Genomic DNA, 24305 nt, shown 5'->3' with positions numbered 1-24305 from the left:
GCCAGGCCACCTGACCCTGCTGGTTGGTCAGGCGCCTGGGGTGTTCAGGTGGTTAGTGTGGATAACAGATTGGTGACTTTGTTCTCCGTCGCGATAGACGTAAGTATTTTCATCAAAATCCAAGCTTGTTAATTCTTATCTCTTGGTGCAATCTTTTTCTCTCTGACTCAAGATCCAAGCGGTCAAATGATCTAACGAAATTCTCTATATTTTCATCAAGCTCAATATGATACTTCCACAGAGCTTTTGCGCCAAGCTCTTGGATAAACATCAATCCATTTATAACATCTGCACTCTCACCAAAATCACAAATGGATATTCTTCCGCATGCCTCAATGAATAAATCCCTTACCCCCTCCCAATCAAAAAATTCCTGCAACAACTGATCAATGCCTGAAGCATTAGAACAAAAATCTGCCAACGACTCCTCTACGAATACGGATTTCTTTCCAGAACCCAATGAGTACTCAAGATACAATCTAGTAATTCCAGTATTATTCATAATTTACCTTACCGGCATCAAATGCCAAACCTCCTTTGAATTCGGATTGTAAACCATTTCCAGATTCCCATTAAGATACTTATAGAATCCATTCATTCGATCTGGAGAAATGGAAGTAGCCGTACTCAGAACTTCTTCAGCTTGCAAGAAAGGAGCCCCTCGTCCAGTACTCCATAATTTATGATAATAATATTCCGAAAATTTAAATGGCAAGCCAGTGGCTTCATAAAATCCGTTAGAGAAACTTATCTTTCTTACGGAGTTTGTAGCGCAAAACGCCCCCGACTCCACCCCCTCAGAGATCCCCCGCGCAATCGGCAGCATCCTCGAAACACCCGTCGGAATCTGCGCCACCAGCGGGCTGATCACCGCAGGCGATGCCACCGCCCCGTTGACTCCAGACGCCCCGGCAATGAACTCCGTGATAGCCGGACCGTACCGGTAGTACAGACCTTGCATTCTTGCCAGCACGGGGTGCAGGCCTTGAGGGTCCACATCGTTGAGCGGGTTGTTGGCTCCATACCCAAACCGATTCCACTATCCCTCCAACTCAATCTTGCTGGTTATCTCTTGCGAAACTACCTATTAGGGTTTGCTCCTTATAAATCTTGTTATCAACGCACATAAAGCATATGAAGCCGTTATTAGCCCTGCACCCACTAGCAACGAGATGAGACATTGAAGGAAAGACCCCTGCTTGTAGCCGTGCCAAGTAGACCAAATAATCAGCGTGGCAATCTCGAAACCAATGACCATGTGGAACGATTGCGGCTCTTGCTTCAAGGCTCCCTGGCGCCACAGTCGATACCTCCACTCAGTGACCGCAGGAACTATCACGTTCCACAGGAGCTTTGCAGTGAAACAAATAATTAATATGTTGTCGAGAAGATTTGTTTTCACGGAACTATCTGCCTTTGTCCAAAAATACCTCTCCAAAAATTAGCCAATCCTGTTGGCCATGAAACCGTCGCAGTTCCCGTGACGGAATTGGTTAGCGGATAGGAAGGCCAAGACAGTCCTTGCCCTGGCGTAAACCTGGGTCCCCAAACTCCAGTTCGGATGTAGTTCCACGACGTGGGGCCACCCTGCATTACCCATCTGCCTGCCGCCAAATCTGGCACGATCCCCGCTGGCGCCCAAGATGTCACCGTAGTGGTTGCCGGACAAAACAATGGTGCAGATGTAGAACCAACCAAACCAATTGCCGAAGGTGTAAGACCAGTAGTGACGGCGGGAAGCGTCACGGCTCTAGTCCACGCACCCGCTCTTACTGCATCGTCCAGCGTCGTATTACGCCTTGCTCCCGCAAACGTCGTCAGGTCAAGAAACTGCAGTCCTTCGGGATCGACAAAAGACAGAGGATCACCACCTACATACCCAAACCGATTCCACCCACCCTCCAGCCCAATCGGGTCCGCCTGCATATACCGCCCCGTCGCCGCATCGTAGTACCTGTGCAGGTTGTACGACAGCCCCGTCTCTTCATCAAACACCTGCCCCGGATACCGCAGATCGAACTTCACCGCCTGCGCATAGCTTGGCCCGCTGACCGTCTGGCCGTAGCCCCGGTCGCCCGTGGTAGGCCGCACTTCTCCAAACCCTGAGATCAGCCATTGCCAGGCCACCTGCCCCTGCTGGCTGGTCAGGCGCCTGGGGGTGTTCAGATGGTCCGTGTGGATGGCGTACAGCCGGCCGTTGATTTCTGCCGCAATGGGCATGGGGCCGCTGGCCGTGGGCAGGTAGATGATTTCCGTGCTGTCGCTCTGGCTTGCGGGCGCTGCGCTGTTGGCGCTGCGCTGGTTGGCGTACTGGCCCAGCACGGTGCTGCCTATGCCGTCTTCGGCATACAGGGTATGCAGCGTGGCCGGTTGACCTGCGCCCCGGGCATCGCTCTTGAGCACGCGCTGGCCCAGGGCGTTGTAGACGTAGCTGACCGCTCGTGCGTCGGCCGCGTCCGCGTATTCGCCGGCCTTGGCGATGCGGCCGTCTGCGCCGTAGTGCAGGTGGTTGTCTCCCTTCTTGACCAGGGCGCCCGCAGCGTCGTAGCTGAAGGTCACGTTGCTGTTCTGCGCCGCGCTGCCCGGGCGCTGCAGCGTCTGGGCATAGCTTTGCAGGCGATTGGTGCCCGCAGCCGTCTGGTAGCTGCGCTTGAGCGTGGAGGTGCCCGATGCCAAGGCGTTGGTGTAGTGCACCTCCGTGCGATTGCCATTGCCATCCCAGGCATAGCCGGAGGCGCTGAGCTCGATGGTGTCGGCCAAGCTCCAGCCCGTGGGCAGCGTGAGGCCCGCAGGCGCGCTGTGGGCGCTGGCCGTCAGGCGGCCTGCAAAGTCATAGCTGAAGGCGCTGGACAGTTTTGCCTGCTGGGCCGACGCTGTGCCCGGCAGCATGTGCTGCTGCTGGATAAGGCTGATGCGGCCTGCGGCATCCCAGGTCAGGTTCAGCAGCGTGCTGCTGGCCAGTTGGCCTGCGGTGTTGTAGCTGCGCTGCTCGGCCAGGGCTGCCGTGGCGCCGGGCTGCTGCGCAAAGCCCGTCCATTGCCAGGCCGTGGGCTGGCCCAGCGGGCTCCAGGTCAGGCCGGTGACCAGGGGCTGGCCGTTCCACTGCAGGCCCGTGATCTGGCCTGTGCTGTCATACAGGTAGGTGGCCTGCTTGCCGCTGGGGTAGGTGATGCTTTGCAGTTCTCCACCACCGCCCTGCCCGGCAGGTACATAGGAGTGGATCAGCGACTTGGTGTCGCCATTGGCAAGGATCTGGCTCTTGCGCAGCACCCGGCCCAGGATGTCGCGCTGGTACTGGGTGGTGACGCCGGGGTCCTGGATCTCGCTGAGGTGGCCCGTGCTGGCCTTGGGGGCACCGGGGCCGTTGTAGGTGGTGCCGGGCAGGTCGTAGCGCAGCGTGGAGGTTGCGGTGCTGCCGTACTGGAGTTGGGTGGGACGGCCCAGGGCGTCACGCTGCACGGCGAGGGTGCGACCTGAGGCGTCCTTGGCGGTCGCGATCAGGCCCAGGGCGTCATAGGTAGCGGTGATGTTGCCGGCGTCGGGGGTGGCTTCGGCCTTGGCGTTGCCCAGGGCGTCTCGGGTGTAGGTGGTGGTGACGCCTTTGAAGTCCTGGGCGGATGTGACTGCGTCCAGGGCGTTGTATGACAGCGATGCGCTGGCGTTGTCTTCGTTGGTGATAGCGCCGACTCGCCGCAAGGGGTCAAGACCTATGCTGGTGCCACGGCTTGACCCGTTGGCCGGCCGTACACTGCTGATCAGGTCGCCATTGGCGTCATAGCCAAATTCTGTCGCCACTTCGCCGATAGTGAGGCGTTGAATACGGTTGAGACTATTGATGGTGCGTTTCACCACCCACGCTGGTTGATTTCCGGCATCTCGAACAATTTCATCCAAGCGATTTCCCATATTATCCAGGATGTATGAAGCAGAGTTACCGCGATTATCATTCCAGCCAATTAAGCGTTGGGCATTGTCATATATATAGCTGACCTGATGCCCATTGGAAGCGGTCAAACCTTGCATTTGTCCGGACGGAAGATACCTATACAGCGATACTTCACCATCACGTTGCAGACGAATGAGGCGCCCGCGCAAATCATACTCAAAACTGCTAGTCAGCCCCGTAGTGGCAGTATGCGATTGCAGTCGACCTCCAGCCCCATGAATAAAATGATCCAAATGCCCTAAAGCATTTTTCGTGCTCGAAAGATTCCCAAAACCATCGTAGGCAAAGCTGGAGGTGGCACCGTTAGGGGCGGTTTCCGAGGCCACCAGGCCAGACGCAGCATAAGACCACTGCCAGCCTGGAGCAGAGTTGTCGGCTGCACCCACATCTCCGACGGCCAAACTCAATAGACGTCCCTTCGCGTCGTAGGTGTAGCTGGCCTGGCGCCCCGACTCAACTATCCTCGAAGGCAAGCTCCATTGAGGATGCCATTCCATGTTGGCAGTACGTTCCTGAGGCGTTCCTACCGCCTCTGTCACACTCGTGAGCAGGCGTCGCCCATGATCCCAGCCAAATGTTTTCTTGGCACCCTTGAAATCAGTCTCCGATTCACGCAATCCAGAAGAGCCTTGAATACGACTGGCAGCATCTAGTTCCCCACTCACACCCGGCGCACTACTGGAAGTGACTTCCAGAACACCAAAAGCATTTTTATACCTATAGAAACGTTGACGCCCCAACGGATCTATCACCTGAGTTTCCCCATAATCTTGCGAAGGATATCCAATTTGATATTTAGCCACCCCATTCGCACGCTCAGTGTCTATCACTTGCCCATCTGCATTGTATTTAAATGTGGACAATCTATTATTATTTTCGTCAGTAACACCGGTCAAAAAATGAGGATATCTAAGGTCCTCATATTTATAGCCTATCGTTGATCCATCTTTGTAAATTACCTTCTGCAAATTACCCATGGCATCATACTCAAATCCAACTTCGCGCACGCCATCGACGTCGATATCCTGGAGCTTGCCCTGTGAGCCATAAACAAAGTTGAGCCTTCTACCAAAGCCATTGCGTACTTCGGCGATTCTATCGCCTGCATCATACTCATACTCAATAAACCAGCCATTTCGCCGCTCATGCCTTAGAAGCTTTCCTGATTCATCAAAATTTCTTATATCTCCATTCTGCAAATCATTCAAAATCCAGCCATAACCCACCTGCGTCAGACTACTTGATCCATTTCTTGCCACCCACGCCCCATTGACCCAATCAAACCAAAGATAGCTGCCATCACCAAAGTTAATTTGGGCCTTTTTCGAAATGCCTTGCGAATTCTTTACATGCTCAAGTCTTACCGCGTAGGAATGAGACCATCCCGCCCCCATCAGCGATTCATTCTGCCGCCGGCGATGCAGGTAGGTCCTCTCGATGGATAGCGGATTCACCCCTGCATCAAAGTAATCAACCTCGTTCATGTACTTTTGAGCAATCGGCAAAATAACAGGATACGGGGTTCTTTATCCACTGATGCGACACATGCGCCCCATATCAACCGAAGCAGCTTCACAACGGTTATTCAGCTCAATGCTTCCGTAGTTACAATCGCAGGTTCCATAAATATTACTTTTTGGAATTTTCAGGACAAAATCTAATAATACTCATTCCCACATAAGTATATTGATTATATATATCACTCCCCCTTTTTGAACGAACCCAGCCCCAGCACTCAGCCGTATCACCAACCTCGATCACTTTATGATTTATGAAGTTGTAGTCATCCAGTGGATCTCCGGCTCGCATTGCCGCATAGTCGGCGCAGTAACCCTCAGGGGTCGAATAGTCTTTTGCAGCGCCCAGATTATTCAACCATCCTCTATAAAAGAAGCTACGAGGAACTGCTGCAGACACCGAGTGAATAAATGTCAGAAAACACAGAAAAAACACGGAAATCTTGACGAACGACGAAATTTTCACTAATCCCCCAAAAACAATAAACAAAGTCAATAAATCGGGATCAACGCGATCCAATCAAGCACTGTGATTTTCCTATGCCGCGCCAGCCGGAAGTTGAGCGAATGCTCTGGTTCGCGCTCATCTTACAGAGCATCTGCACTCCATCACCACACCAACAGCGACAGAGTTCCCGAAACTTCACTTTAAAGAGAACTACTGCCGTCTTCCCGTGGAAGGAGTGCATCGCTCCGATAGCCACGCTCCGCAATGAGAGAGCCTGTCCCCCGTGCTCCGCAACAAGGTCTCCACCGCTATAACGACTGCATGCCCCCGATAACCCTTCCCTTGTCCCCGGCACCCTCGCGTCACACGGTCAACCGGTGTTTCTGCAATAATTGCCGCAACAATCATTGCGCAGTCAATCATTTCACCCGCAGACACCATGACCCAGCCACCCCTGCCCAACGGCCTGCAGCCCTCGGACTTCTACAGCCCTGGCAGCTACACGCCCTTCGAGAGCGTGGGGTTCCTCATGCGCAAGGTGCTCAGTTCCATCCTCCAGCAGGCCGATGCGCAGTTGGCCGAGCATGAGCTGACCTATGTGCAGTGGCTGCCGCTGTACAAGCTGCTGCTGTGCAGCGACGCCACGAATGCCGGCATGGCACGTGACCTGGGGCTGGATCCGGCCTCCATCACGCGGGCGCTGGACCGGCTCGAATCCAAGGGCATGCTGCGGCGCGAGCGCTCCACGGTGGACCGGCGCGTGGTCAAGCTGGTGCTGACCGATGAAGGCCGCGCCATGGCGGCCAAGGTGCCGCAGGTGCTGTCCAGCGTGATGAATGCCCATATGGCCGGCTTCAGCCATGACGAGTCCCGCCAGCTGCTGGACATGCTGCGCCGCCTGCTGGCCAATGGCGATGCGATGCGCGCGCCGGAAGCTGCGCCGCCGGCCCCTGCGCCTGCCAGGCCCGTCGGCTGACAGCGCCAGCCCCCTTTTTCCGCCCCGGTTTCCGATTTCCTGATTCTTGACACCCAACAGGCAGACCACCATGCCCAATTCCTTTGTTTCCGTGTCCGCTGCGCCCCGCCGCGTGGCCGCCGCAGCGGCCACCCTGTGCGCCGCGCTGGCCCTGGCCGGTTGTGCTTCCCAGGGCCCGGCCCATGAGCCGCTGGCCCGGCTGGGCGCCTCCGACCTGGGTCTAACGGCCCAGTCCGAGACAGGCGCCAATACCAGCCTGCCCGCCGCCGATTGGTGGAAGTCCCTGGGCGATGCCCAGCTGGACGGCCTGATCGCCCAGGCGCTGCAGGGCAGCCCCAGCCTGGCCATGAGCCGCGCCCGCTTCGACAAGGCTGCCGCCCTGGCCACGGCCACCAGCACGGCCACCGATGTGCGCGGCACGCTCGGCATCGACGCCACGCGCCAGCACTACAGCGCCAACGGCCTGGTGCCCGCACCCATTGCAGGCCATACCTACAACACCGGCAACCTGCAGGCCGGCCTGAGCTGGACACCGGATTTCTTTGGCCGCCATGCGGCCGACCTGCAGGCCGCCCTGGGTCAGGCCCGTGCCGCCCAGGCCGACAGCGCCGCGGCCGCCAACCAGCTGGCCGCCCAGGTGGCGCGCAGCTATGTGGCGCTGGCCCGGCTGATTGCCCAGAAGGAGGTGGCCGGCCGCACGCTGACCCAGCGCCAGTCTCTGCTGGAGCTGAGCCAGCAGCGCACGCGCGCCGGGCTGGACAGCCAGGTGGAGCTGACCCAGGCCCAGGCCGGCCTGCCCGATGCCGGCACGCAGATCGAGATGCTGGACGAGCAGATCACGCTGGCGCGCCGCACCATCGCCGTGCTCTGCGGCCAGGCGCCCGAGGCGCAGCTGCAGCTGGCGCCCCGTCTGGCCGCGCTGCAGATCCAGGCCATGCCCGGCCAGTTGGGCGCAGACCTGCTGGGCCGCCGCCCCGACGTGGTGGCCGCACGCTGGCGCGTGGAGTCGGCAACGCAGGGCATAGAGAGCGCGCGGGCGGATTTCTATCCCGATATCAACCTGACGGCCTTCATCGGCCTCAACGCCGTCGGGCTGGACAACCTGTTCAAGGGCAGCTCGCGCCAGATGGGCGTGACGCCCGCGCTGCGCCTGCCCCTGTTCGACGGCAAGCGCCTGCGCGCCCAGTTGCGCGGCACGCAGGCCGATCTGGACACCGCCATTGCCCAGTACAACGGCGTGGTGCTCGATGCGGTCAAGGAAGCGGGCGATGCCATCACGTCCGTGCAATCGCTGGCGCGCCAACAGCAGCTGCAGGCCGAGTCGCTGGAGAAGGCCGAACGCGCCTACGACTTTGCCGTGCAGCGCTACAAGGCCGGCCTGGCCAGCCAGGTGACGGTGCTGAACACCGAGACCCAGGTGATCACCCAGCGCCGCCTGGACGTGGACCTGCGCGCCCGCGCGCTGGACACGCGCGTGTCGCTGATGAAGGCCCTGGGCGGCGGCTGGACCGATGGCACGGATGCCGTGCAGGTCAGCCAGCACTGAGATCGCAACCCGCACAGGAACCCACCTCACTCTTGACATTCCACCGGGCAGACCGCCAGCCAGCGTGACAGACCGCCAGCCCCCTGCCCCGGCCGCACAACCACATTCACAGATAACAAAGCGCCGAACACCATGACCGATACCAACAAGCAAGCATCCAATGCACCCGCTGCCGCAGCCTCGCCCGTGGCCAACCCGCAGGGCCGCCGCAAGGGCCTGACCATCGTGGCCGCCGCCGTCGCGGTGGCCGCCGTCGCCTGGGGCGGCTGGCACTGGATGGTGGCCCGCAACTACCAGACCACGGACAACGCCTATGTGGCGGGCAACGTGGTGCAGATCACGCCGCAGGTCGGCGGCACGGTGATCAGCATCGGCGCCGACGACACCGACTACGTCAAGCCCGGCCAGCTGCTGGTGCAGCTGGACTCGGCCGATGCCCTGGTCGCCCTGTCCCAGGCCGAGTCGCAGCTGGCCCAGACCGTGCGCCAGGTGCGCACGCTGTACGCCAACAATGCCCCCCTGGTCGCCCAGGTGGCCCAGCGCGAGGCCGATCTGGCCCGCCTGCAGGCCGATGCCGCCCGCGCCCGCGAGGATGTGGAGCGCCGCCGCCCGCTGCTGGCCACGGGCGCCGTGGGCAAGGAGGAGTTCGACCACGCCCAGTCCCTGGCCCGCACGGCCGGCAATGCCGCCTCGGCAGCCGAAGCCGCCGTGCGCGCCGCCAAGGCGCAGCTGACGGCTGCCGAAGCCCAGACCAAGGGCAGCAGCGCCGAAGAGCACCCCAGCGTGATCGCCGCCTCCGCCAAGGTGCGCGAAGCCTATCTGGCGCTGCAGCGCACGCGCCTGGTCTCGCCCGTGGAAGGCTATGTGGCCAAGCGCGGCGTGCAGCTGGGCCAGCGCGTGGCCTCGGGCGCGCCGCTGATGACGGTGGTGGGCCTGCACAACCTCTGGGTGGATGCCAACTTCAAGGAAAGCCAGCTGGCCCAGCTGCGCATAGGCCAGAAGACCGAGCTGACGGCCGATGTCTACGGCGACAAGATCAGCTACCACGGCACCGTGGTGGGCATGGGCGCAGGAACCGGCGCGGCCTTCTCGCTGCTGCCCGCGCAGAACGCCACCGGCAACTGGATCAAGGTGGTGCAGCGCGTGCCCGTGCGCATTGCGCTGGCGCCGGAAGACCTGGCACAGCACCCGCTGCGCGTGGGCCTGTCCATGGAAGTCAAGGTGGACGTGCGAGACCAGCAGGGCGAGGTGCTGGCAACGACCACGCGCAACGCACCCGTGGCCCAGACCTCCGTCTACGACATGGCGCTGCCGCAGGCCGAGGAGCGCATTGCCCACATCGTGGCGGGCCAGAACGTGGCACCGCTCAAGCAGTTGCCCGAGCTGCCGCCCGTGGCCATGGCCGAGGTGCAGGACAGGGCCCAGGGCAAGGCGCCAGCCGCCGTGGCCTCCGCGCCGGTTGACGCGCAGGCCATGCAGTCCAGGTAAGCAGGCATCGCTCCCCCGCCTTCCCAGAACCTACGCGGACTGCCTATGACTTCCTCTACCACCGCCGTGCCGGAGCCGGCGCCGCCGGTCGCCCCCTCGGCGCCGCCGGCCATGCCTGCACGGCCGGTCCCGCTCAAGGGCGCCCAGCTGGCCCTGGGTACGCTGGCCCTGTCGCTGGCCACCTTCATGAACGTGCTGGACTCGTCCATCGCCAACGTCGCCATTCCGGCGATTTCCGGCGACGTGGGCGTCAGCCCCAGCCAGGGCACCTGGGTGATCACCAGCTTTGGCGTGGCCAACGCCATCTCGGTGCCGCTCACGGGCTGGCTCACCCAGCGCTTCGGCGCCGTGCGCCTGTTCACCATGAGCGTGCTGCTGTTCGTGCTGACGTCCTGGCTGTGCGGCTTTGCCTCGTCGCTGGAGACGCTGGTGCTGTTCCGCGTGCTCCAGGGCCTGGTTGCCGGCCCCATGATCCCGCTGTCGCAGACGCTGCTGCTGTCCAGCTATCCCCCGGCCAAGGCCGGGGTGGCCCTGGCGCTGTGGGGGATGACCACCCTGGTGGCCCCCGTGGTCGGCCCGCTGCTGGGCGGCTGGATCACGGACAACATCTCCTGGCCCTGGATCTTCTATATCAACGTGCCGGTGGGCCTGCTGTCGGCCCTGATGACCTGGAGCATCTACCGCAGCCGCGAGACCCCCACGCGCAAGCTGCCCATCGACTCCGTGGGCCTGGCCCTGCTGGTGCTGTGGGTGGGCGCGCTGCAGCTGATGCTGGACAAGGGCAAGGAGCTGGACTGGTTCGCCTCGGGCGAGATCATCACGCTGTGCGTGCTGGCCATCGTGAGCTTCGTGGTCTTCCTGGTCTGGGAACTGACCGATGCCCACCCCGTGGTGGACCTGCGCCTGTTCATGCGCCGCAATTTCGCGGCCGGCACGGTGGCGCTGTCGATTGCCTACGGCCTGTTCTTCGGCAACGTGGTGCTGCTGCCCCTGTGGCTGCAGCAGTGGATGGGCTACACCTCCACCACGGCCGGCATGGCACTGGCGCCGGTGGGCATCTTCGCCATCATCCTGACACCACTGGTGGGCCGCAAGGTCACGCAGTGGGACCCGCGCAGGATGGCCACGGGCGCCTTCATCGTGTTCGCCCTGGTGCTGTGGATGCGCTCGCGCTTCACGGTGGAGACCGACTTCATGCACATCCTGGTGCCCACGCTGATCCAGGGCGCGGCCATGGCCTTCTTCTTCATTCCGCTGACCACGATCACGTTGTCGGGCATCTCGCCGGACCGTATCCCGGCCGCCGCCGGCCTGAGCAACTTCGTGCGGATCACGGCGGGCGCCATGGGCACCTCCATCGCCACCACGCTGTGGGAAAACCGCGCCGCGCTGCACCACGCCCATCTGACAGAAGGGCTGGTCCAGGGCCAGGGCGTGTTCGGCGTCACCCTGCAGGGGCTGCAGGCCGCAGGCCTGAGCCAGGCGCAGGCGCTGGCCCAGATCAACCGGCTGGTGGACCAGCAGGCCTACACGCGCGCCGCCGACGACATCTTCCTGGCGTCGTCCGTGCTGTTCCTGGTGCTGATCGTGCTGATCTGGATGACCAGGCGCCCCGCGGGCCATGCCGGCGGTGCCGAGGCAGCCGGCGCCCATTGATGACCAGCCTCCGGGCCATCACCACAAGGAGCTGCCTGCAGGGGCAGCTCCTTTTTTGTTTACATGACGACACGCAAGGCGCCTTGAACGGGGCCGCCAAGACCACCATCTCGACAGGGCTGCGCCATCGGTTCCATGATGGCGGCGGCCTGAACACCGACGGAGCACCGTGAAAACAACCCGCATCTTCCGCGCCCCGATTGCCGACTACTCCCAATCGCCCCAATCGTCGGCCGGGCGCTTTCGCAACATCCATCCCCGCCCGGCCAATGCCCCCCAGCCCGACGCCAAGGTGATGTGGGACTTCTTCTTCAACAAGCCCAAGGACACCGAGCCTGCGGCGCCCCTGCCCGTGCAGCGGCTCACCCCGGCCGACCTGGCCGCCGCGCCCGAGCGCAGCCTGTACCGCCTGGGCCACTCCACGCTGCTGATGAAACTGCGCGGCGGCTGGTGGATCACCGACCCGGTGTTTGCCGAGCGCGCCTCGCCCTTTTCCTTCATCGGCCCCAAGCGCTTTCATGCGCCGCCCATCGCCCTGCATGAACTGCCCGCGCTGCGCGGCGTGGTGCTCTCGCACGACCACTACGACCATCTGGACCGTGCCACCATCCGCGCCCTGGCGCCCCGGGTCGACTTCTTCCTGTGCACGCTGGGCGTGGGCGACCGGCTCATGGCCTGGGGCGTGGCCCCCGAGAAGGTGCGCCAGTTCGACTGGTGGCAGGACGTGCAGGTGGACGGCCTGCGCTTCACGGCCACGCCGGCCCAGCATTTCTCGGGCCGGGGCCTGCGCGACGGCAACCGCACGCTGTGGGCGTCCTGGGTCATCGAGGACCTGGCAAGCGCCGACACGCTGCGTGTCTTCTTCAGCGGCGACGGCGGCTATTTCGACGGCTTTGCGGAAATCGGCCGGCGCTTCGGCCCCTTCGACCTCACGCTGATGGAGACCGGCGCCTACGACCCGCACTGGCCCTACGTCCACATGCACCCGGCCCAGACCGTGCAGGCCCACCGCGACCTGGGCGGACGCTGGCTGCTGCCCATTCACAACGGCACCTTCAGCCTGGCCATGCATGCCTGGTGGGACCCCTTCGAGCGCGTGCTGGCCCTGGGCGCCGAGCACGGCATTGCCGTGGCCACGCCCATGATGGGCGAGCGCGTGGACCTGGCCGCCCCCCATGCAGGCGAGCGCTGGTGGCGCGCCCTGGTATCTGAGGTCACGCAGGACGGAGCCGCGCCGGCACCCCGGCCCCAGCCGCGATAAACGCGTTTTTGCTGCATTGCGTCATCGGCCTACGCGGACCGGCATGCATCTGGCTAAAGTGGAACCGGCAAGTGGATCTGGCAGGTAGATCCGGCAAATGGATCCAGAGCTTCAGGAGCGCACATGGCAAACCGCAAATCTTCCAAGGCTGCTTCGGTGGCCCGTCAGGCCACCGATCTGGCCATTGCCGCGCCGCAGGTGGTGGCGCACAGGCTCACCCGCATGGCGCTGGCCGGGGCCAATCCCTCCGCACGGGACCGGCGCGAATTCACGCGCATGGTGTCCGAGAAACAGACAGCCTTCCACCAATCCTGGGCCGCCATGGGCCTGCAGTCCATGGTCGCCAGCCAGGCCCTGATGCAGGCCTGGATGCGCATCTGGTGGATGCCCTGGAGCGCCTCCACCTGGAATGGGGGCGCACTGGCATCGCAGGCCTCGCAATGGAGCAACGCCATGTGGGGCGTGGTGGGCAAGGGCATCGCGCCCGTGCACCGCACCGCAGTGGCCAACGCCCGGCGCCTGGCGCGCGGCTGATCCACCCATATCAAACCCGCTTCATTGACTGGAGCGGCACGGCGCGGCAGGGCTGATGCGGGGGCGAGGTTCAGGTATCCTCGCGGCCTTCGTTCCGTTTTGCTGCGCTGCCGCATTTCCAGGCATGGACTCCATGCAGAGACTGAAAACACGGCCGCGGCAGGCGGATTTCCCCCTTTCTGCCATCGCTTTGCCAGTCTTCCCCGGAGTTCTCTGATGACACACAAGGCCCCGCCAACCGGCCAGGGCCTGCACGGTCAAGACGACCTGCAGCGCAATCTCACCAACCGCCATATCCAGCTCATCGCCATCGGCGGTGCCATCGGCACGGGCCTGTTCATGGGCTCGGGCAAGACCATCAGCCTGGCGGGTCCGTCCATCGTCTTCGTCTACGCCATCATCGGCGTGATGCTGTTCTTCGTGATGCGGGCCATGGGCGAGCTGCTGCTGTCCAACCTGCAGTACCGATCCTTCATCGATTTCTCGGCCGATCTGCTGGGGCCCTGGGCGGGCTTCTTCACGGGCTGGACGTACTGGTTCTGCTGGATCGTCACGGGCATTGCCGACGTGATCGCCATCTCGGCCTACTCGCAGTTCTGGTTCCCGGACCTGCCCCAGTGGGCCCCGGCCATTGCCTGCGTGGGCCTGCTGCTGGGCCTGAACCTGCTGACGGTGAAGCTGTTCGGCGAGATCGAGTTCTGGTTCGCCATGATCAAGATCGTGGCCATCGTGGCCCTGGTGGCAACGGGGCTGTACATGGTGGGTGCCGCCTTCGTCTCGCCTGCGGGGCGTGCGGCCAGCCTGTCCAACCTCTGGAACGACGGCGGCATGTTCCCCAACGGGATGATGGGCTTTTTCGCGGGCTTCCAGATCGCCGTGTTCGCCTTCGTGGGCATCGAGCTGGTGGGCACCACGGCGGCCGAGGCCAAGGACCCCGAGCGCACGCTGCCGCGCGCCATCAATTCGATTCCCGTGCGCATCATCGTGTTCTACGTGCTGGCCCTGATCGCCATCATGGCCGTCACCCCCTGGCGCGACGTGGTGCCGGGCAAGAGCCCGTTCGTGGAGCTGTTCGTGCTCGCAGGCCTGCCGGCCGCTGCGGGCGTGATCAATTTCGTGGTGCTGACCTCGGCCGCCTCGTCGGCCAACAGCGGCGTGTTCTCCACCAGCCGCATGCTCTACGGCCTGGCGCTCAAGGGCGATGCGCCCAAGTCCTTCCACCGGCTGTCGCGCAGCAGCGTGCCCTCGCGCGGGCTGCTGTTTTCCTGCACCTGCCTGCTGGCCGGCGCGTTTCTGATGTGGGTGGTGCCCGATCTGGTGGAAGCCTTCACGCTGGTGACCACGGTATCGGCCATCCTGTTCATGTTCGTGTGGTCGCTGATCCTGCTGTCGTACATGGCCTACCGGCGCCAGCGCGCGGCCCTTCATGAGGCTTCGCGCTACAAGATGCCGGGCGGCGTGGCCATGTGCGGGGCCTGCCTGGTGTTCTTTGCGGCCATCCTGGGCCTGCTCACCCTGCAGGCCGACACGCGCCAGGCACTGGTGGTGACGCCGGCCTGGTTTGCCCTGCTGGCCATTGCCTACCAGTTCCTGCGCCGCCGGGCATCGAGCCAACCCTCGGGCAGCTGCGCTGAGCCTTCCAGCGCCCTGCCGGGCGCCGTGCCCAAGCCGCGCTGACCTGGTTTCTGGCCGCCCCCTGCGCTCCGGGGCGGCCTTTGCACGGAGGCGCCGCACCCCGTGCTCCCTCTCAGCGCCCTGCCGACCCCCTTCATTTTTGTGCACCAGACTTGTGCACAACGCCTCAGGCGTGTCCAGCGATTAGATAACGCGTGAACAAAAAACAACTGTCTTTACGTGAAGAGAAAGATGTAGATACAAATCGTTATCATTCGCACCTTGATTTTTAACCCATACGGAACTTTACAAAGATGGTCAGAATCTCGGTGCTCCGCCCTCTTCCACTTTGCGCTGCCCTGGCATGCACAGCCATGGCCCATGCCCAGACGGCCGACAGCAAGGCCGACACGTCCTTGTCCACGGTGGTGGTGACCGCCTCGGGCACGGCCGTGGACATCAAGGAGGCGCCGGCCAGCATCAGCGTGATCACGCGGGAAGACATCGAGCGCAAGCCCGTCACCAGCATCGGCGAGCTGCTGTCCACCATTCCCGGCGTGACCGGCGGTCTGTCGGGCACGGGTGCCCAGTCCAAGATCAAGCTGCGCGGCCTGCCCGAGAAGTACACGCTGATCCTGGTGGACGGCAAGCGCCAGGGCAACTCGGCCGGCATCAACTACCGCGACGACCTGGGCTCGCAGGATCTGGACTGGATCTCGCCCGAGATGATCGAGCGCATCGAGGTAGTGCGCGGCCCCATGTCCTCGCTGTACGGCTCCGACGCCATGGGCGGCGTGATCAACATCATCACGCGCAAGATCGGCAAGCGCTGGAGCGGCTCGACCACGCTGAACTACAGCAAGCCCTCCGACGGCGACCGCGGCGACACGCGTCAGCTGGGCTTCAACATCAGCGGCCCGCTGTCCGACAAGTTCGGCCTGCGCCTGGGCGGCAACTACACGGACCGCGCTGCCGACGAGGGCACGGGCGGCTTCCCGGGCACCTACCAGTCCACGGCCGGCTCGCGCAAGCAAAACCTCAACGCTCTGCTCAACTGGCAGCTCACGCCCGACCAGGTGATCGGCATCGAGGCCGCGCAAGGCATCCAGCGCGCCACGGGCTCCGATCGGTTGGTGAATGGACGCCCCGTGGTATCGCAATGGGGCCTGAGCAAGCTGGAGCAGACCAAGTTCGGCCTCAGCCACGATGGCCGCTGGGGCGACATGACCTCCAAGCTCAACCTCGTGCACAACAAGTACGAGGACAAGGGCGACACCATCGGCAACAACTCCAAGGAAACCACGCTGGACGGCCGCATCGACAAGCCGTTGAAGCTGTGGGGACTGGACCAGGCCATGACGCTGGGCATGCAGTGGCGCCGCGAGTCGCTGGACAACCGCGACACCATCGGCCTGGCGCCCATCGACTACGCGGGGCGCCCGGTCTCGGGCTCGGGCCTGAGCGCCACCACCTGGGCGCTGTTTGGCGAGGACCAGATCTTCCTGCGCGACAACCTGGCGCTGACGCTGGGCCTGCGCATGGACCACCACCAGAAATACGGCAACAACTGGAGCCCGCGCGCCTACCTGGTCTACCACCCGGCCTCGGAGTGGACGGTGCGCGGCGGCGTCTCGCGCGGCTTCCGTGCGCCCAACCTGAAGGAAAACTCGGCCAGCGCCGCCACGCAATCCGGGGGCAACGGCTGCCGCAGCCTGGCCGGCATGGGCTGGACCAGCACCAGCGTGAATGCCGACGGCACGCGCGGCTGCTACATGGCCGGCAACCCCGACCTGCAGCCCGAGACCAGCACCAACTTCGAGCTGGGCACGAGCTGGGACCGCAATGGCTGGGCCCTGGGTGCCACCTACTTCCACACCAACTTCAAGAACAAGATCGACTACCAGCCGCTGGGCTTCTACAACGGCTTCTGGTGGACCCGCATGGCCAACGCCCAGCGTGCCCGCACGCGCGGCCTGGAAGGCTTCGTGAACGTTCCCCTGGCCAAGGGCCTGACCTGGAACACCAACATCACCAAGATGTTCGAGTCCAAGAACCTGAGCACGGGCGCCTCGCTGCTGGCCGTGCCCGAGCTGTCCATCTACTCGTCGCTGCAGTGGCAGATCCGCCAGGGCTGGTCGGCCATGTTCAGCGCCCGCCACGTGGGCAAGGAAGTCGTGACCACGGGCACGGCCACCACCTTCGCCAAGGCCTACACGACGTTCGACGTGTCCATGAACTACAACGTCACCGACTCGATGACCCTGCGCGCCGGCATCATCAACCTGACCGACAAGGAAACCCGCACCATCGGCGCCAACTACGACAACGGCGGCCGTACCTACTTCGTGGGGATGACGGCCAGGTTCTGATGGCGCGGTTCTGATAGCGCGTTATCGGCCCTTGCGCTGACCCAGACAAAGCGCCCGTTGTGACGGGCGCTTTTTTCATGGCGAGGAACAGGGCCTCACTCCCAGATGCCGCCCTGCGCAGGGGGCTTGCGCGCCAGCAATTCCTCGTCTGTCAAGGGCCGGCCGGTCCAGACATTCACCTTCGAGGCCCCGGCCGCGCTGCCCAGCTCGCGCAAGGCCCTCAGTTCCACCTGGGTGAACCCGCCCTCGGGGTCGCCCAGCGGATGGATGACGATGTGCGGTGAGGCCGCCAGCCAGGCATGCCGATGCATGCGCCTGAGCTGGTACTTCAGAAGCTGCTCGGCCAGGATGAAGTCCGATATCAGCGAACGCGGGTGGGCGAAGGGATTGACGACTTCGGCAGGCTCCGATGCGGCCGCGAGCCTGGCCTGCGGGCCGGCCGCGAGAATCCGGCGCCGGGGCGGCGGACTCAGGGCCAGCTCGGGAACCTCCGACAGGGTCTGGCCCGTTTTCGGATTTGTCAGCGTCAGGCGCTCGGGAGAAATCTGTACGTAGATGAGTGGTAGGAAGGCAGAGAGCATGGACATCCATCAATCGATTTTCTGAACCACGGTCTGGCCCGGCAGCAAGGCCCGGCCATCCCCGCTGCGCGGCAGCATGGGCGAGACAGGCTGGCCTGTCTGGCGGTCCAGCAGCAGCGAATGCGCCTCGCCCGGCGCGAACAGATGGCCTTCGCCCCATTGCCGCAAGGCCACGATGACGGGGAACAGGTCCAGCCCCCGGGCCGTCAGCACATATTCCAGGTAGGCCGAGCCTTCGGCGGCCGGGCGGGTTTCGAGGATGCCGGCCTCCACCAGCCGGCGCAGCCGGTCGGCCAGGATATTGCGGGCCACGCCCAGGCTGCGCTGGAAATCGCCAAAGCGGCTGATGCCATCGAAGGCATCGCGCACGATGAGCAGCGACCAGCGGTCGCCGATCACATCCAGGGAGCGGGCCACCGGACAGGGCTGCGGTGTGTCAGGACGGATGTCTTCTTTCATGGCGCTATTTTGGTTGCATTTCAAAACTGGTTCAACTAGCATCCAACCAGTTTTATTTTGCAACTGGATTCAACCCATGAACGCCTTCCCTGCCCCGGACACGGTCCGCATGCCGCGCAGCCTGGTGCTGCTGTTCGCCGCTGCCAGCGGCCTGAGCGTGGCCAATGTCTACTACGCCCAGCCGCTGCTGGAGGCGCTGGCGGCCGACTTCGGCATCAGCCATGCAGCCGTGGGCGGGGTGGTCACGGCCACGCAGGCCGGCTGCGCGCTGGCACTGCTGCTGCTGGTGCCGCTGGGCGACCGGCTGGAACGGCGGCGACTCATGCTTTTGCAGTTGCTGGGCCTGGTGCTGGCCCTGGCGGCCGTCAGCACCGCGCGTTCGGCCGTTCTGCTGCTGGCGGGCATGCTGGCCGTGGGCCTGCTGGGCACGGCCATGACGCAGGGGCTGATCGCCTATGCGGCCAGCGCCAGCCAGGCGCATGAGCGCGGGCGCGTGGTGGGCGCAGCCCAGGGCGGGGTTTTCATCGGCCTGCTTTTGGCGCGCGTGTTTGCCGGTGCCGTGGGTGACGTGGCTGGCTGGCGTGGCGTCTATGCCTGCTCGGCCCTGCTGATGCTGGCCCTGGCCTGGCCCCTGTGGCGGCAACTGCCCCGGCTGGCGGTGCCCTCCCCCGTGCCCGGCTACACGCAATTGCTGTCATCCATGCTCCAGTTGCTGCGCCAGGACCGCATGCTGCGCACGCGGGGCATGCTGGCCCTGCTGATGTTTGCCACCTTCAATATCTTCTGGAGCGCCCTGGTCCTGCCGCTGAGCGCACCGCCCTACAGCCTGTCGCTCACGGCCATCGGCGCCTTTGGCCTGGCCGGCGTGGTGGGCGCACTGGCCGCGGCCCGTGCCGGCCACTGGGCCGACCAGGGTTTCGCGCAGCGCACCAGCCTGGGCGCGCTGGTGATCCTGCTGCTGGCCTGGGCGCCGATTGCGCTGCTGGAACAATCGCTGTGGGCGCTGGTCGCCGGCATCGTGCTGCTGGACCTGGGCGGCCAGGCCCTGCATGTGACCAACCAGAGCCTGATCTTTCGCAGCAACCCGCAGGCCCACAGCCGGCTGGTGGGGCTGTACATGCTGTTCTATGCCGTGGGCAGCGGGCTGGGCGCGCTGATTTCCACCAACGCCTACGCGCGGTTTGGCTGGCACGGCGTCTGCGTGGCGGGGGCGGCGTTCAGCCTGGCGGCCCTGGTGTTCTGGGCCATGACGCGGGAGACGGCTGCCCAGGCCAGCGTTCCCGCCTAGACCCGGCTCACCAGCTCCGAAGGCACCCGCCCCAATGCCTTGCGGAACATGGTGGAAAACGCGCTGGGGCTGTCATATCCCAGCTCCAGCGCCACCTGGGTGACCGATGCGCCCGCAGACAGCCGCGACACCGCTGCCAGCAGGCAGGCCTGCTGGCGCCAGGCGCCAAAGGCCATGCCTGTGTGCTGCTGGAAAAACCGGCTGAAGGTGCGCAGGCTCTTGTTCAGCGCCTGTGCCCAGTCCTGCGGCGTGGCGCGGATGCTGGGCTGGGCCAGGAACTGCTTGCACAGGGCGGCCAGCTTTTCGTCGCGGGGAATGGGCGCGAACAGCGGCAGGCTGCGGGCCGAGGCCAGCTCGTGCAGCACCAGCGTGACCAGGGCGCCGTCGCGGCCCGCTTCGTCGTACAGCGCCGGCAGGTCGGCGCAGGACAGCAGCAACTGGTGCAGCAGCGGGGTGACGACCAGGGCCTCGCAATGCACACCCGGGCGGGGCGCAGCAGCCGGTTCGATGTACAGGCTGCGCGTGCTCACGCCCTGCATGCGCACGCTGTGCGGCTTGCTGGCCGGAATCCACACGCCGCTGTAGGGCGGGATGGTCCAGGCGCCGTCGTCGGTTTCCACTTCCATCAGCCCGCTCATCCCGTAGAGAAACTGGGCACGCCGGTGGCTGTGCGTGGGCAGCAGCGTGCCAGGCGTGTAGTCGGTGCCGATGGCCAGCACATCGCGCGCCACGGCGTCCACGGAATGCAGCGGGATGTTGAGCATGGGAATGTCCGGAAAACAGCCAACAGGCTTTGGCAGGAATTCAAGGATTATTGACCTATCCGCGAAAGCAGGCCAAACCGCAGCATCCTAAGGTTCAGTCCTTGCTCGTTTTTTCCAAAGGACTGTCTGTGTTCCCTCTCCTGCTGCTGGCTTTCGGTGTGCTTGCCGGCGTGACCACCGTGCTCTTCGGCTTTGGCGGCGGCTTCGTGGCCGTTCCGCTGCTTTATGCGCTGCTGACCTCCATCCACGGCGCGGACTCCGCCGTTGGCCAGGCTGCCATGCACATTGCCGTGGCCACCTCCACCTGCGTGATGATTTTTGGCGCCTCCATGGCCACGCTGCGCCAGCACCGCGCGGGCGCCCTGCCCTGGGATCAGGTGCGGCCGCTGGCCGGCTTCATCGCGGCCGGCGCCGTGGCAGGCGCGGCGGCCGCCACCTGGATCAGCGGGGAATGGGTGCGCTGGGCCTTCATCGCCTACCTGGCCCTGACCATCGCCGACGCGCTGCTGCGCCCGGGCTTCGTGCACGGCACCACCGCCGGCATGCAACCAATGGGCCGGCGGGCGGCGGCCACGGCGGGCCTGGCCATTGGTGCGATCGCGGCCTTCCTGGGCGTGGGCGGCAGCGTGATGACCGTGCCGCTGATGCGCCGGCGCGGCGCCAGCATGGCGGCGGCCACGGCCATGGCCAGCCCGCTGTCCCTGCCCATGGCCGTGGCGGGCACCGCTGCCTACATGCTGGCATCGCGGGGCGCGGGGCTGGGCCCCTGGCATGTGGGCTATGTGGACCTGCAGGCCTTTGCGTTGCTGACGGCCGGATCGTGGACGGGCATCAGGCTGGCAGCCCCGCTGATCGGCCGCATTCCCGATGCCCTGCATGCCAAGGCCTACCTGGCCCTGCTGGGCCTGGTGCTGCTGGTCATGATCGTGGCCTGAGCGCTGCGCTCAACCCTCCTGGAAGATCGCCTCGATCCGGGTCTCGAACACCCGGGCAATGGCGAATGCCAGCGGCAGGCTGGGGTCGTAGCGGCCCGTCTCTATGGCATTGACGGTCTGGCGCGACACGCCCAGCAGGTCCGCCAGCGCAGCCTGGCTCCAGCCGCGCTCGGCGCGCAGTTCACGGATGGTGTTTTTCATCGCAGGGCCGCCTCTGCAGCGCGGCTCATCGGCTGCGCAGCCAGTGGGCCACCGAAGCCGCCACCCAGAGCGCACCCATCAAGGGCCACACCATGAACATGCTGAGCTTGGGAAAACCTGCCATTTCCAGGAATCCGTAGGTGAAGGTGATGCCGGCCGTGCCCGCCGCCGCAATCGCCAGCTGCTCCAGCATGGACTTGCGCAGGAACTCGTCGGTATCCCGCACCAGGCGCACGATGGCCCGCACGGCCAGCGCAAACGCCAGCATGGGGCTGAGCAGCACGGCCGTGCGCGGGGCCCCGGCCTGCATGTCGGCGCTGAGCAAAAGCGCCCCCACCAACAGCGCCATGTAGAGCAGCAGCGCAAATCCCAGCTCCTTCTGGTAGCGGCGGTTGGTGACCGTTGTTTGATTCATGGAAGTTTCTCGCAATGTGTAAAGGATGCTTGACATTGTGCGATGCCACCCGCGGGCATGTCAAGCAAGCTTTACATCGGCACTGAACGCCCCGCCGTACAATCGCCGCCGTTGGTGCCAGCAGCCCCAGGGGCTGCGGTTAAACGGGAAACATGGGGCGGCCAGATAAAGCCGCCCGCATGTACTGCCCCCGCAACAGTGAGTGAAACGCCGCGTGCATGGCACCGGCCCCCGCCAAACCCGTGCCACTGGGCGTACAGCCCGGGAAGGCCTTGGCGAGTGCGTCACCAGTCTGGATACCGGCCAACAGGCGGCCGGCCGCGCATGCAGCGCAGCCGGTCTTTGTGGTTTCCGTGCCGGCGGGGTCGCTGGCGCGCAACTGGCTCGCATCCATGCACACCCTCGCCCTCGCGCGCGCCCCTGGCGCCGCTCTTCGCTCGCCCTCGGCGTTCCCCGTACTGCGCACGTTGTCCGCCCTGGCTGCGGCCTCGCTGCTGGCCTGCCAGGCCCAAGCACAGGTACAACAGGCACAACAGGCGCAGCGCGCACAGGCCTCCCAGCTCGATACCGTGGTCGTCACCGCCTCGCGCAGCGAGCAGCCCCTGCGCACCGTCACGGCCGACATGACCGTGATCGACGCCGAGACCATTGCCCGCAGCGGCGCCACGGGCGTGGCCGACCTGCTGGTGCAGGTGCCGGGCGTGCAGATCAACCGCAACGGCGGGCCGGGCCAGGTCACCTCGGTCTACCTGCGCGGCACCAGCAACCAGCACACTGCCGTGTTCATCGACGGCGTGCGCTACAGCTCGCAGGAGCTGCAGGGCGGCGCGGTCTGGTCCACCCTGCCGCTGGCGCAGATCGAGCGCATCGAAGTGCTGCGCGGCCCGGCCGCCGCCATCTATGGCTCAGACGCCATGGGCGGCGTGATCCAGATCTTCACCAAGCGGGCGGACGGCCAGACCCGCGCCTATGCCGAGGCCGGCATAGGCAACCAGGGCACCAGCAAGCTGGCCACGGGATTTCAGGGCGGTGCCAACGGCTTCACCTATGGCCTGAACCTGGCGGACGAGCGCAGCGACGGCTTCGACGTCTACCCCGGCAACACCTTCTCGCCCAACCCGGACAAGGATGGCTACAGCAACACCTCGCTGGGCCTGAACGCGGGCTACAAAACGGGCATCCACCAGATCGATGCCAGCCTGCTGCACAGCCGCCTGCGCACGCACTACGACCAGAGCCCGCCGCCTTTCGACGACTACGACGTGGTCAAGAACACCACCGGCAGCCTGCGCTGGCAGGCCGGCTGGAACGCCATGTACAAGAGCGTGGTCCAGATCTCCCATACCGACAGCCAAAGCGACCGCCACACCCAGTCGCCCGAACGCGCCGACGGCAGCTCCACCAACTACCTGCTGCAGAACCTGTTCACGCTGGGCCAGCACCGTTTCAACATCGACCTGGAGCGCCGCGAGGACAAGCTGGACACGCAATACGCCTGGACGCAGAACACCGACAGCCGGCGCGTGCAGAACTCCCTGTCGGCCGGCTGGCGCCTGACCGAGGGCCGCCACCAGTTCGACGCCAACCTGCGTCACGACCAGGTGCGCGACCAGCAGAACAAGACCACGGGCGGCCTGGGCTACGGCCTGCAGATCGACGAGCGCTGGCGCTGGGTGGCATCGGCCGGCACGGCCTTCAGAACGCCCACGCTGTACGAACGCTTCACGGGCCAGGCGGCGGCCGACCTCAAGCCCGAAAGCAGCACCAACGTGGAAACGGGCCTGCACTATGCGGCCGGTGCCAACCGCCTCTCGGCCGTGGTCTACCGCAACAGGTTCAAGAACCTGATCACCTACGACTGGAACAGCGCCGTTCCCTGCAACTGCTACCGCAACTGGCAGAGCGTGGAGATCACCGGCCTGACGCTGTCTGGCGGCACGCGCCTGGGCAGCGCCAACCTGGGCGCCTCGCTGGACTTCATGAACCCCGAGAACCTGGAGACCGGCAAGCTGCTGCCCTACCGCTCCAAGCGCATGCTCAAGCTCAATGCCGACACCCAGGCTGCCGGCTGGACGCTGGGCGGCGAAGCGCAGCTGTACAGCGGCCGCTATGCCGACGAGGCCAACACCTTCAAGCTGGGCGGATACGGCGTGGTCAACCTCTACGCCCAGCGCCAGCTGACCAGGCAATGGACGCTGCTGGCCCGTGTCAACAACATCGCTGACCGCGACTACGCCCCCACGCGCGGCTATGCGAACGCAGGCCGCACCGTGTTCGTCAGCGTGCGCTGGACACCTCTGCCCTGAC

Annotated in this window: 19 protein-coding genes and 1 riboswitch; of the genes, 11 read left to right on the top strand and 8 right to left on the bottom strand. The window is 64.3% G+C overall.

Annotation, left to right across the window (positions count from 1 at the left end; genetic code table 11):
- Nucleotides 1-112: 112 nt before the first annotated feature.
- From ACN20X_RS17545 to ACN20X_RS17535, 3 genes are all read right to left on the bottom strand, one after another.
- Nucleotides 113-502 (bottom strand): hypothetical protein, encoded by a 390-nt coding sequence (locus ACN20X_RS17545; RefSeq protein ID WP_333907125.1) that lies wholly within the window; start codon nucleotides 500-502, stop codon nucleotides 113-115.
- 896 nt (nucleotides 503-1398) lie between these two features.
- On the bottom strand, nucleotides 1399-5430 hold the full coding sequence (locus ACN20X_RS17540; RefSeq protein WP_284508670.1) for an RHS repeat-associated core domain-containing protein: 4032 nt from the start codon (nucleotides 5428-5430) through the stop codon (nucleotides 1399-1401).
- A 145-nt stretch (nucleotides 5431-5575) separates the two neighbouring features.
- Entirely contained in the window at nucleotides 5576-5983 is a 408-nt protein-coding gene (locus ACN20X_RS17535; RefSeq protein WP_133073347.1) for a hypothetical protein, read from the bottom strand.
- Between the two features lie 367 nt (nucleotides 5984-6350).
- Here ACN20X_RS17535 and ACN20X_RS17530 point away from each other — a divergent pair, with 367 nt between their 5' ends.
- The 8 genes from ACN20X_RS17530 (at nucleotide 6351) to ACN20X_RS17495 (ending at nucleotide 17355) form a co-directional block, all read left to right on the top strand.
- On the top strand, nucleotides 6351-6887 hold the full coding sequence (locus ACN20X_RS17530) for a MarR family winged helix-turn-helix transcriptional regulator (RefSeq protein ID WP_070080409.1): 537 nt from the start codon (nucleotides 6351-6353) through the stop codon (nucleotides 6885-6887).
- A gap of 70 nt (nucleotides 6888-6957) precedes the next feature.
- On the top strand, nucleotides 6958-8433 hold the full coding sequence (locus ACN20X_RS17525; protein ID WP_473209661.1) for an efflux transporter outer membrane subunit: 1476 nt from the start codon (nucleotides 6958-6960) through the stop codon (nucleotides 8431-8433).
- 132 nt (nucleotides 8434-8565) lie between these two features.
- Nucleotides 8566-9921 (top strand): HlyD/EmrA/EmrK family protein, encoded by a 1356-nt coding sequence (locus ACN20X_RS17520; protein ID WP_016453440.1) that lies wholly within the window; start codon nucleotides 8566-8568, stop codon nucleotides 9919-9921.
- A 45-nt stretch (nucleotides 9922-9966) separates the two neighbouring features.
- The gene (locus ACN20X_RS17515; protein ID WP_016453441.1) at nucleotides 9967-11577 is read left to right on the top strand and encodes a DHA2 family efflux MFS transporter permease subunit; all 1611 of its coding nucleotides are present in this window, start codon (nucleotides 9967-9969) and stop codon (nucleotides 11575-11577) included.
- A 169-nt stretch (nucleotides 11578-11746) separates the two neighbouring features.
- On the top strand, nucleotides 11747-12838 hold the full coding sequence (locus ACN20X_RS17510) for an MBL fold metallo-hydrolase (protein WP_016446038.1): 1092 nt from the start codon (nucleotides 11747-11749) through the stop codon (nucleotides 12836-12838).
- Nucleotides 12839-12961: 123 nt separating this feature from the next.
- A complete protein-coding gene (locus tag ACN20X_RS17505; protein ID WP_464186837.1) occupies nucleotides 12962-13372 on the top strand; it encodes a polyhydroxyalkanoate granule-associated phasin in 411 nt (136 codons plus the stop codon).
- Nucleotides 13373-13588: 216 nt separating this feature from the next.
- Nucleotides 13589-15049, top strand: a complete 1461-nt coding sequence (gene cycA, locus ACN20X_RS17500; RefSeq protein ID WP_473209660.1) for a D-serine/D-alanine/glycine transporter — start codon at nucleotides 13589-13591, stop codon at nucleotides 15047-15049.
- A 311-nt stretch (nucleotides 15050-15360) separates the two neighbouring features.
- Nucleotides 15361-17355: a TonB-dependent receptor domain-containing protein gene (locus tag ACN20X_RS17495; RefSeq protein ID WP_313281876.1), complete on the top strand. Its 1995-nt coding sequence runs from the start codon at nucleotides 15361-15363 to the stop codon at nucleotides 17353-17355.
- A 95-nt stretch (nucleotides 17356-17450) separates the two neighbouring features.
- Here the strand turns inward: ACN20X_RS17495 and ACN20X_RS17490 are convergent, their stop codons facing one another.
- Both ACN20X_RS17490 and ACN20X_RS17485 read right to left on the bottom strand, forming a co-directional pair.
- On the bottom strand, nucleotides 17451-17942 hold the full coding sequence (locus ACN20X_RS17490) for a rod shape-determining protein (protein ID WP_473209659.1): 492 nt from the start codon (nucleotides 17940-17942) through the stop codon (nucleotides 17451-17453).
- Between the two features lie 3 nt (nucleotides 17943-17945).
- Complete coding sequence (locus tag ACN20X_RS17485; RefSeq protein WP_473209658.1) at nucleotides 17946-18395, bottom strand: winged helix-turn-helix transcriptional regulator; 450 nt, start codon at nucleotides 18393-18395, stop codon at nucleotides 17946-17948.
- 76 nt (nucleotides 18396-18471) lie between these two features.
- Between ACN20X_RS17485 and ACN20X_RS17480 the strand changes: the two genes are divergently transcribed.
- Nucleotides 18472-19683 (top strand): MFS transporter, encoded by a 1212-nt coding sequence (locus ACN20X_RS17480; RefSeq protein WP_151020440.1) that lies wholly within the window; start codon nucleotides 18472-18474, stop codon nucleotides 19681-19683.
- Here the strand turns inward: ACN20X_RS17480 and ACN20X_RS17475 are convergent.
- Nucleotides 19680-20447 (bottom strand): AraC family transcriptional regulator, encoded by a 768-nt coding sequence (locus tag ACN20X_RS17475; RefSeq protein ID WP_017406627.1) that lies wholly within the window; start codon nucleotides 20445-20447, stop codon nucleotides 19680-19682. The two genes, ACN20X_RS17480 and ACN20X_RS17475, sit on opposite strands and share 4 nt — an antisense overlap.
- 128 nt (nucleotides 20448-20575) lie before the next feature.
- Here ACN20X_RS17475 and ACN20X_RS17470 point away from each other — a divergent pair, with 128 nt between their 5' ends.
- Nucleotides 20576-21382 carry a sulfite exporter TauE/SafE family protein gene (locus ACN20X_RS17470; protein ID WP_034367565.1) on the top strand — a complete coding sequence of 269 codons (807 nt, stop codon included), beginning with the start codon at nucleotides 20576-20578 and terminating at the stop codon, nucleotides 21380-21382.
- 9 nt (nucleotides 21383-21391) lie between these two features.
- On the opposite strand, the gene ACN20X_RS17465 is transcribed toward ACN20X_RS17470, so the two are convergent.
- Together ACN20X_RS17465 and ACN20X_RS17460 are read right to left on the bottom strand one after the other, a co-directional pair.
- Entirely contained in the window at nucleotides 21392-21583 is a 192-nt protein-coding gene (locus ACN20X_RS17465) for a helix-turn-helix transcriptional regulator (RefSeq protein WP_013802457.1), read from the bottom strand.
- Between the two features lie 25 nt (nucleotides 21584-21608).
- The gene (locus ACN20X_RS17460) at nucleotides 21609-21998 is read right to left on the bottom strand and encodes a hypothetical protein (RefSeq protein ID WP_016446029.1); all 390 of its coding nucleotides are present in this window, start codon (nucleotides 21996-21998) and stop codon (nucleotides 21609-21611) included.
- A gap of 96 nt (nucleotides 21999-22094) precedes the next feature.
- Nucleotides 22095-22320: riboswitch (cobalamin riboswitch) on the top strand.
- Nucleotides 22321-22390: 70 nt separating this feature from the next.
- On the opposite strand from ACN20X_RS17460, the gene ACN20X_RS17455 reads away from it, so the two are divergent.
- Nucleotides 22391-24304 carry a TonB-dependent receptor domain-containing protein gene (locus tag ACN20X_RS17455; RefSeq protein WP_473209657.1) on the top strand — a complete coding sequence of 638 codons (1914 nt, stop codon included), beginning with the start codon at nucleotides 22391-22393 and terminating at the stop codon, nucleotides 24302-24304.
- Nucleotide 24305 lies beyond the last annotated feature (1 nt).

The sequence above is a fragment of the Delftia sp. PX-1 genome, from assembly GCF_055797465.1.
Note: the sequence above shows the minus strand (reverse complement) of the source record. Positions and strands in the feature narration are given on the sequence as shown.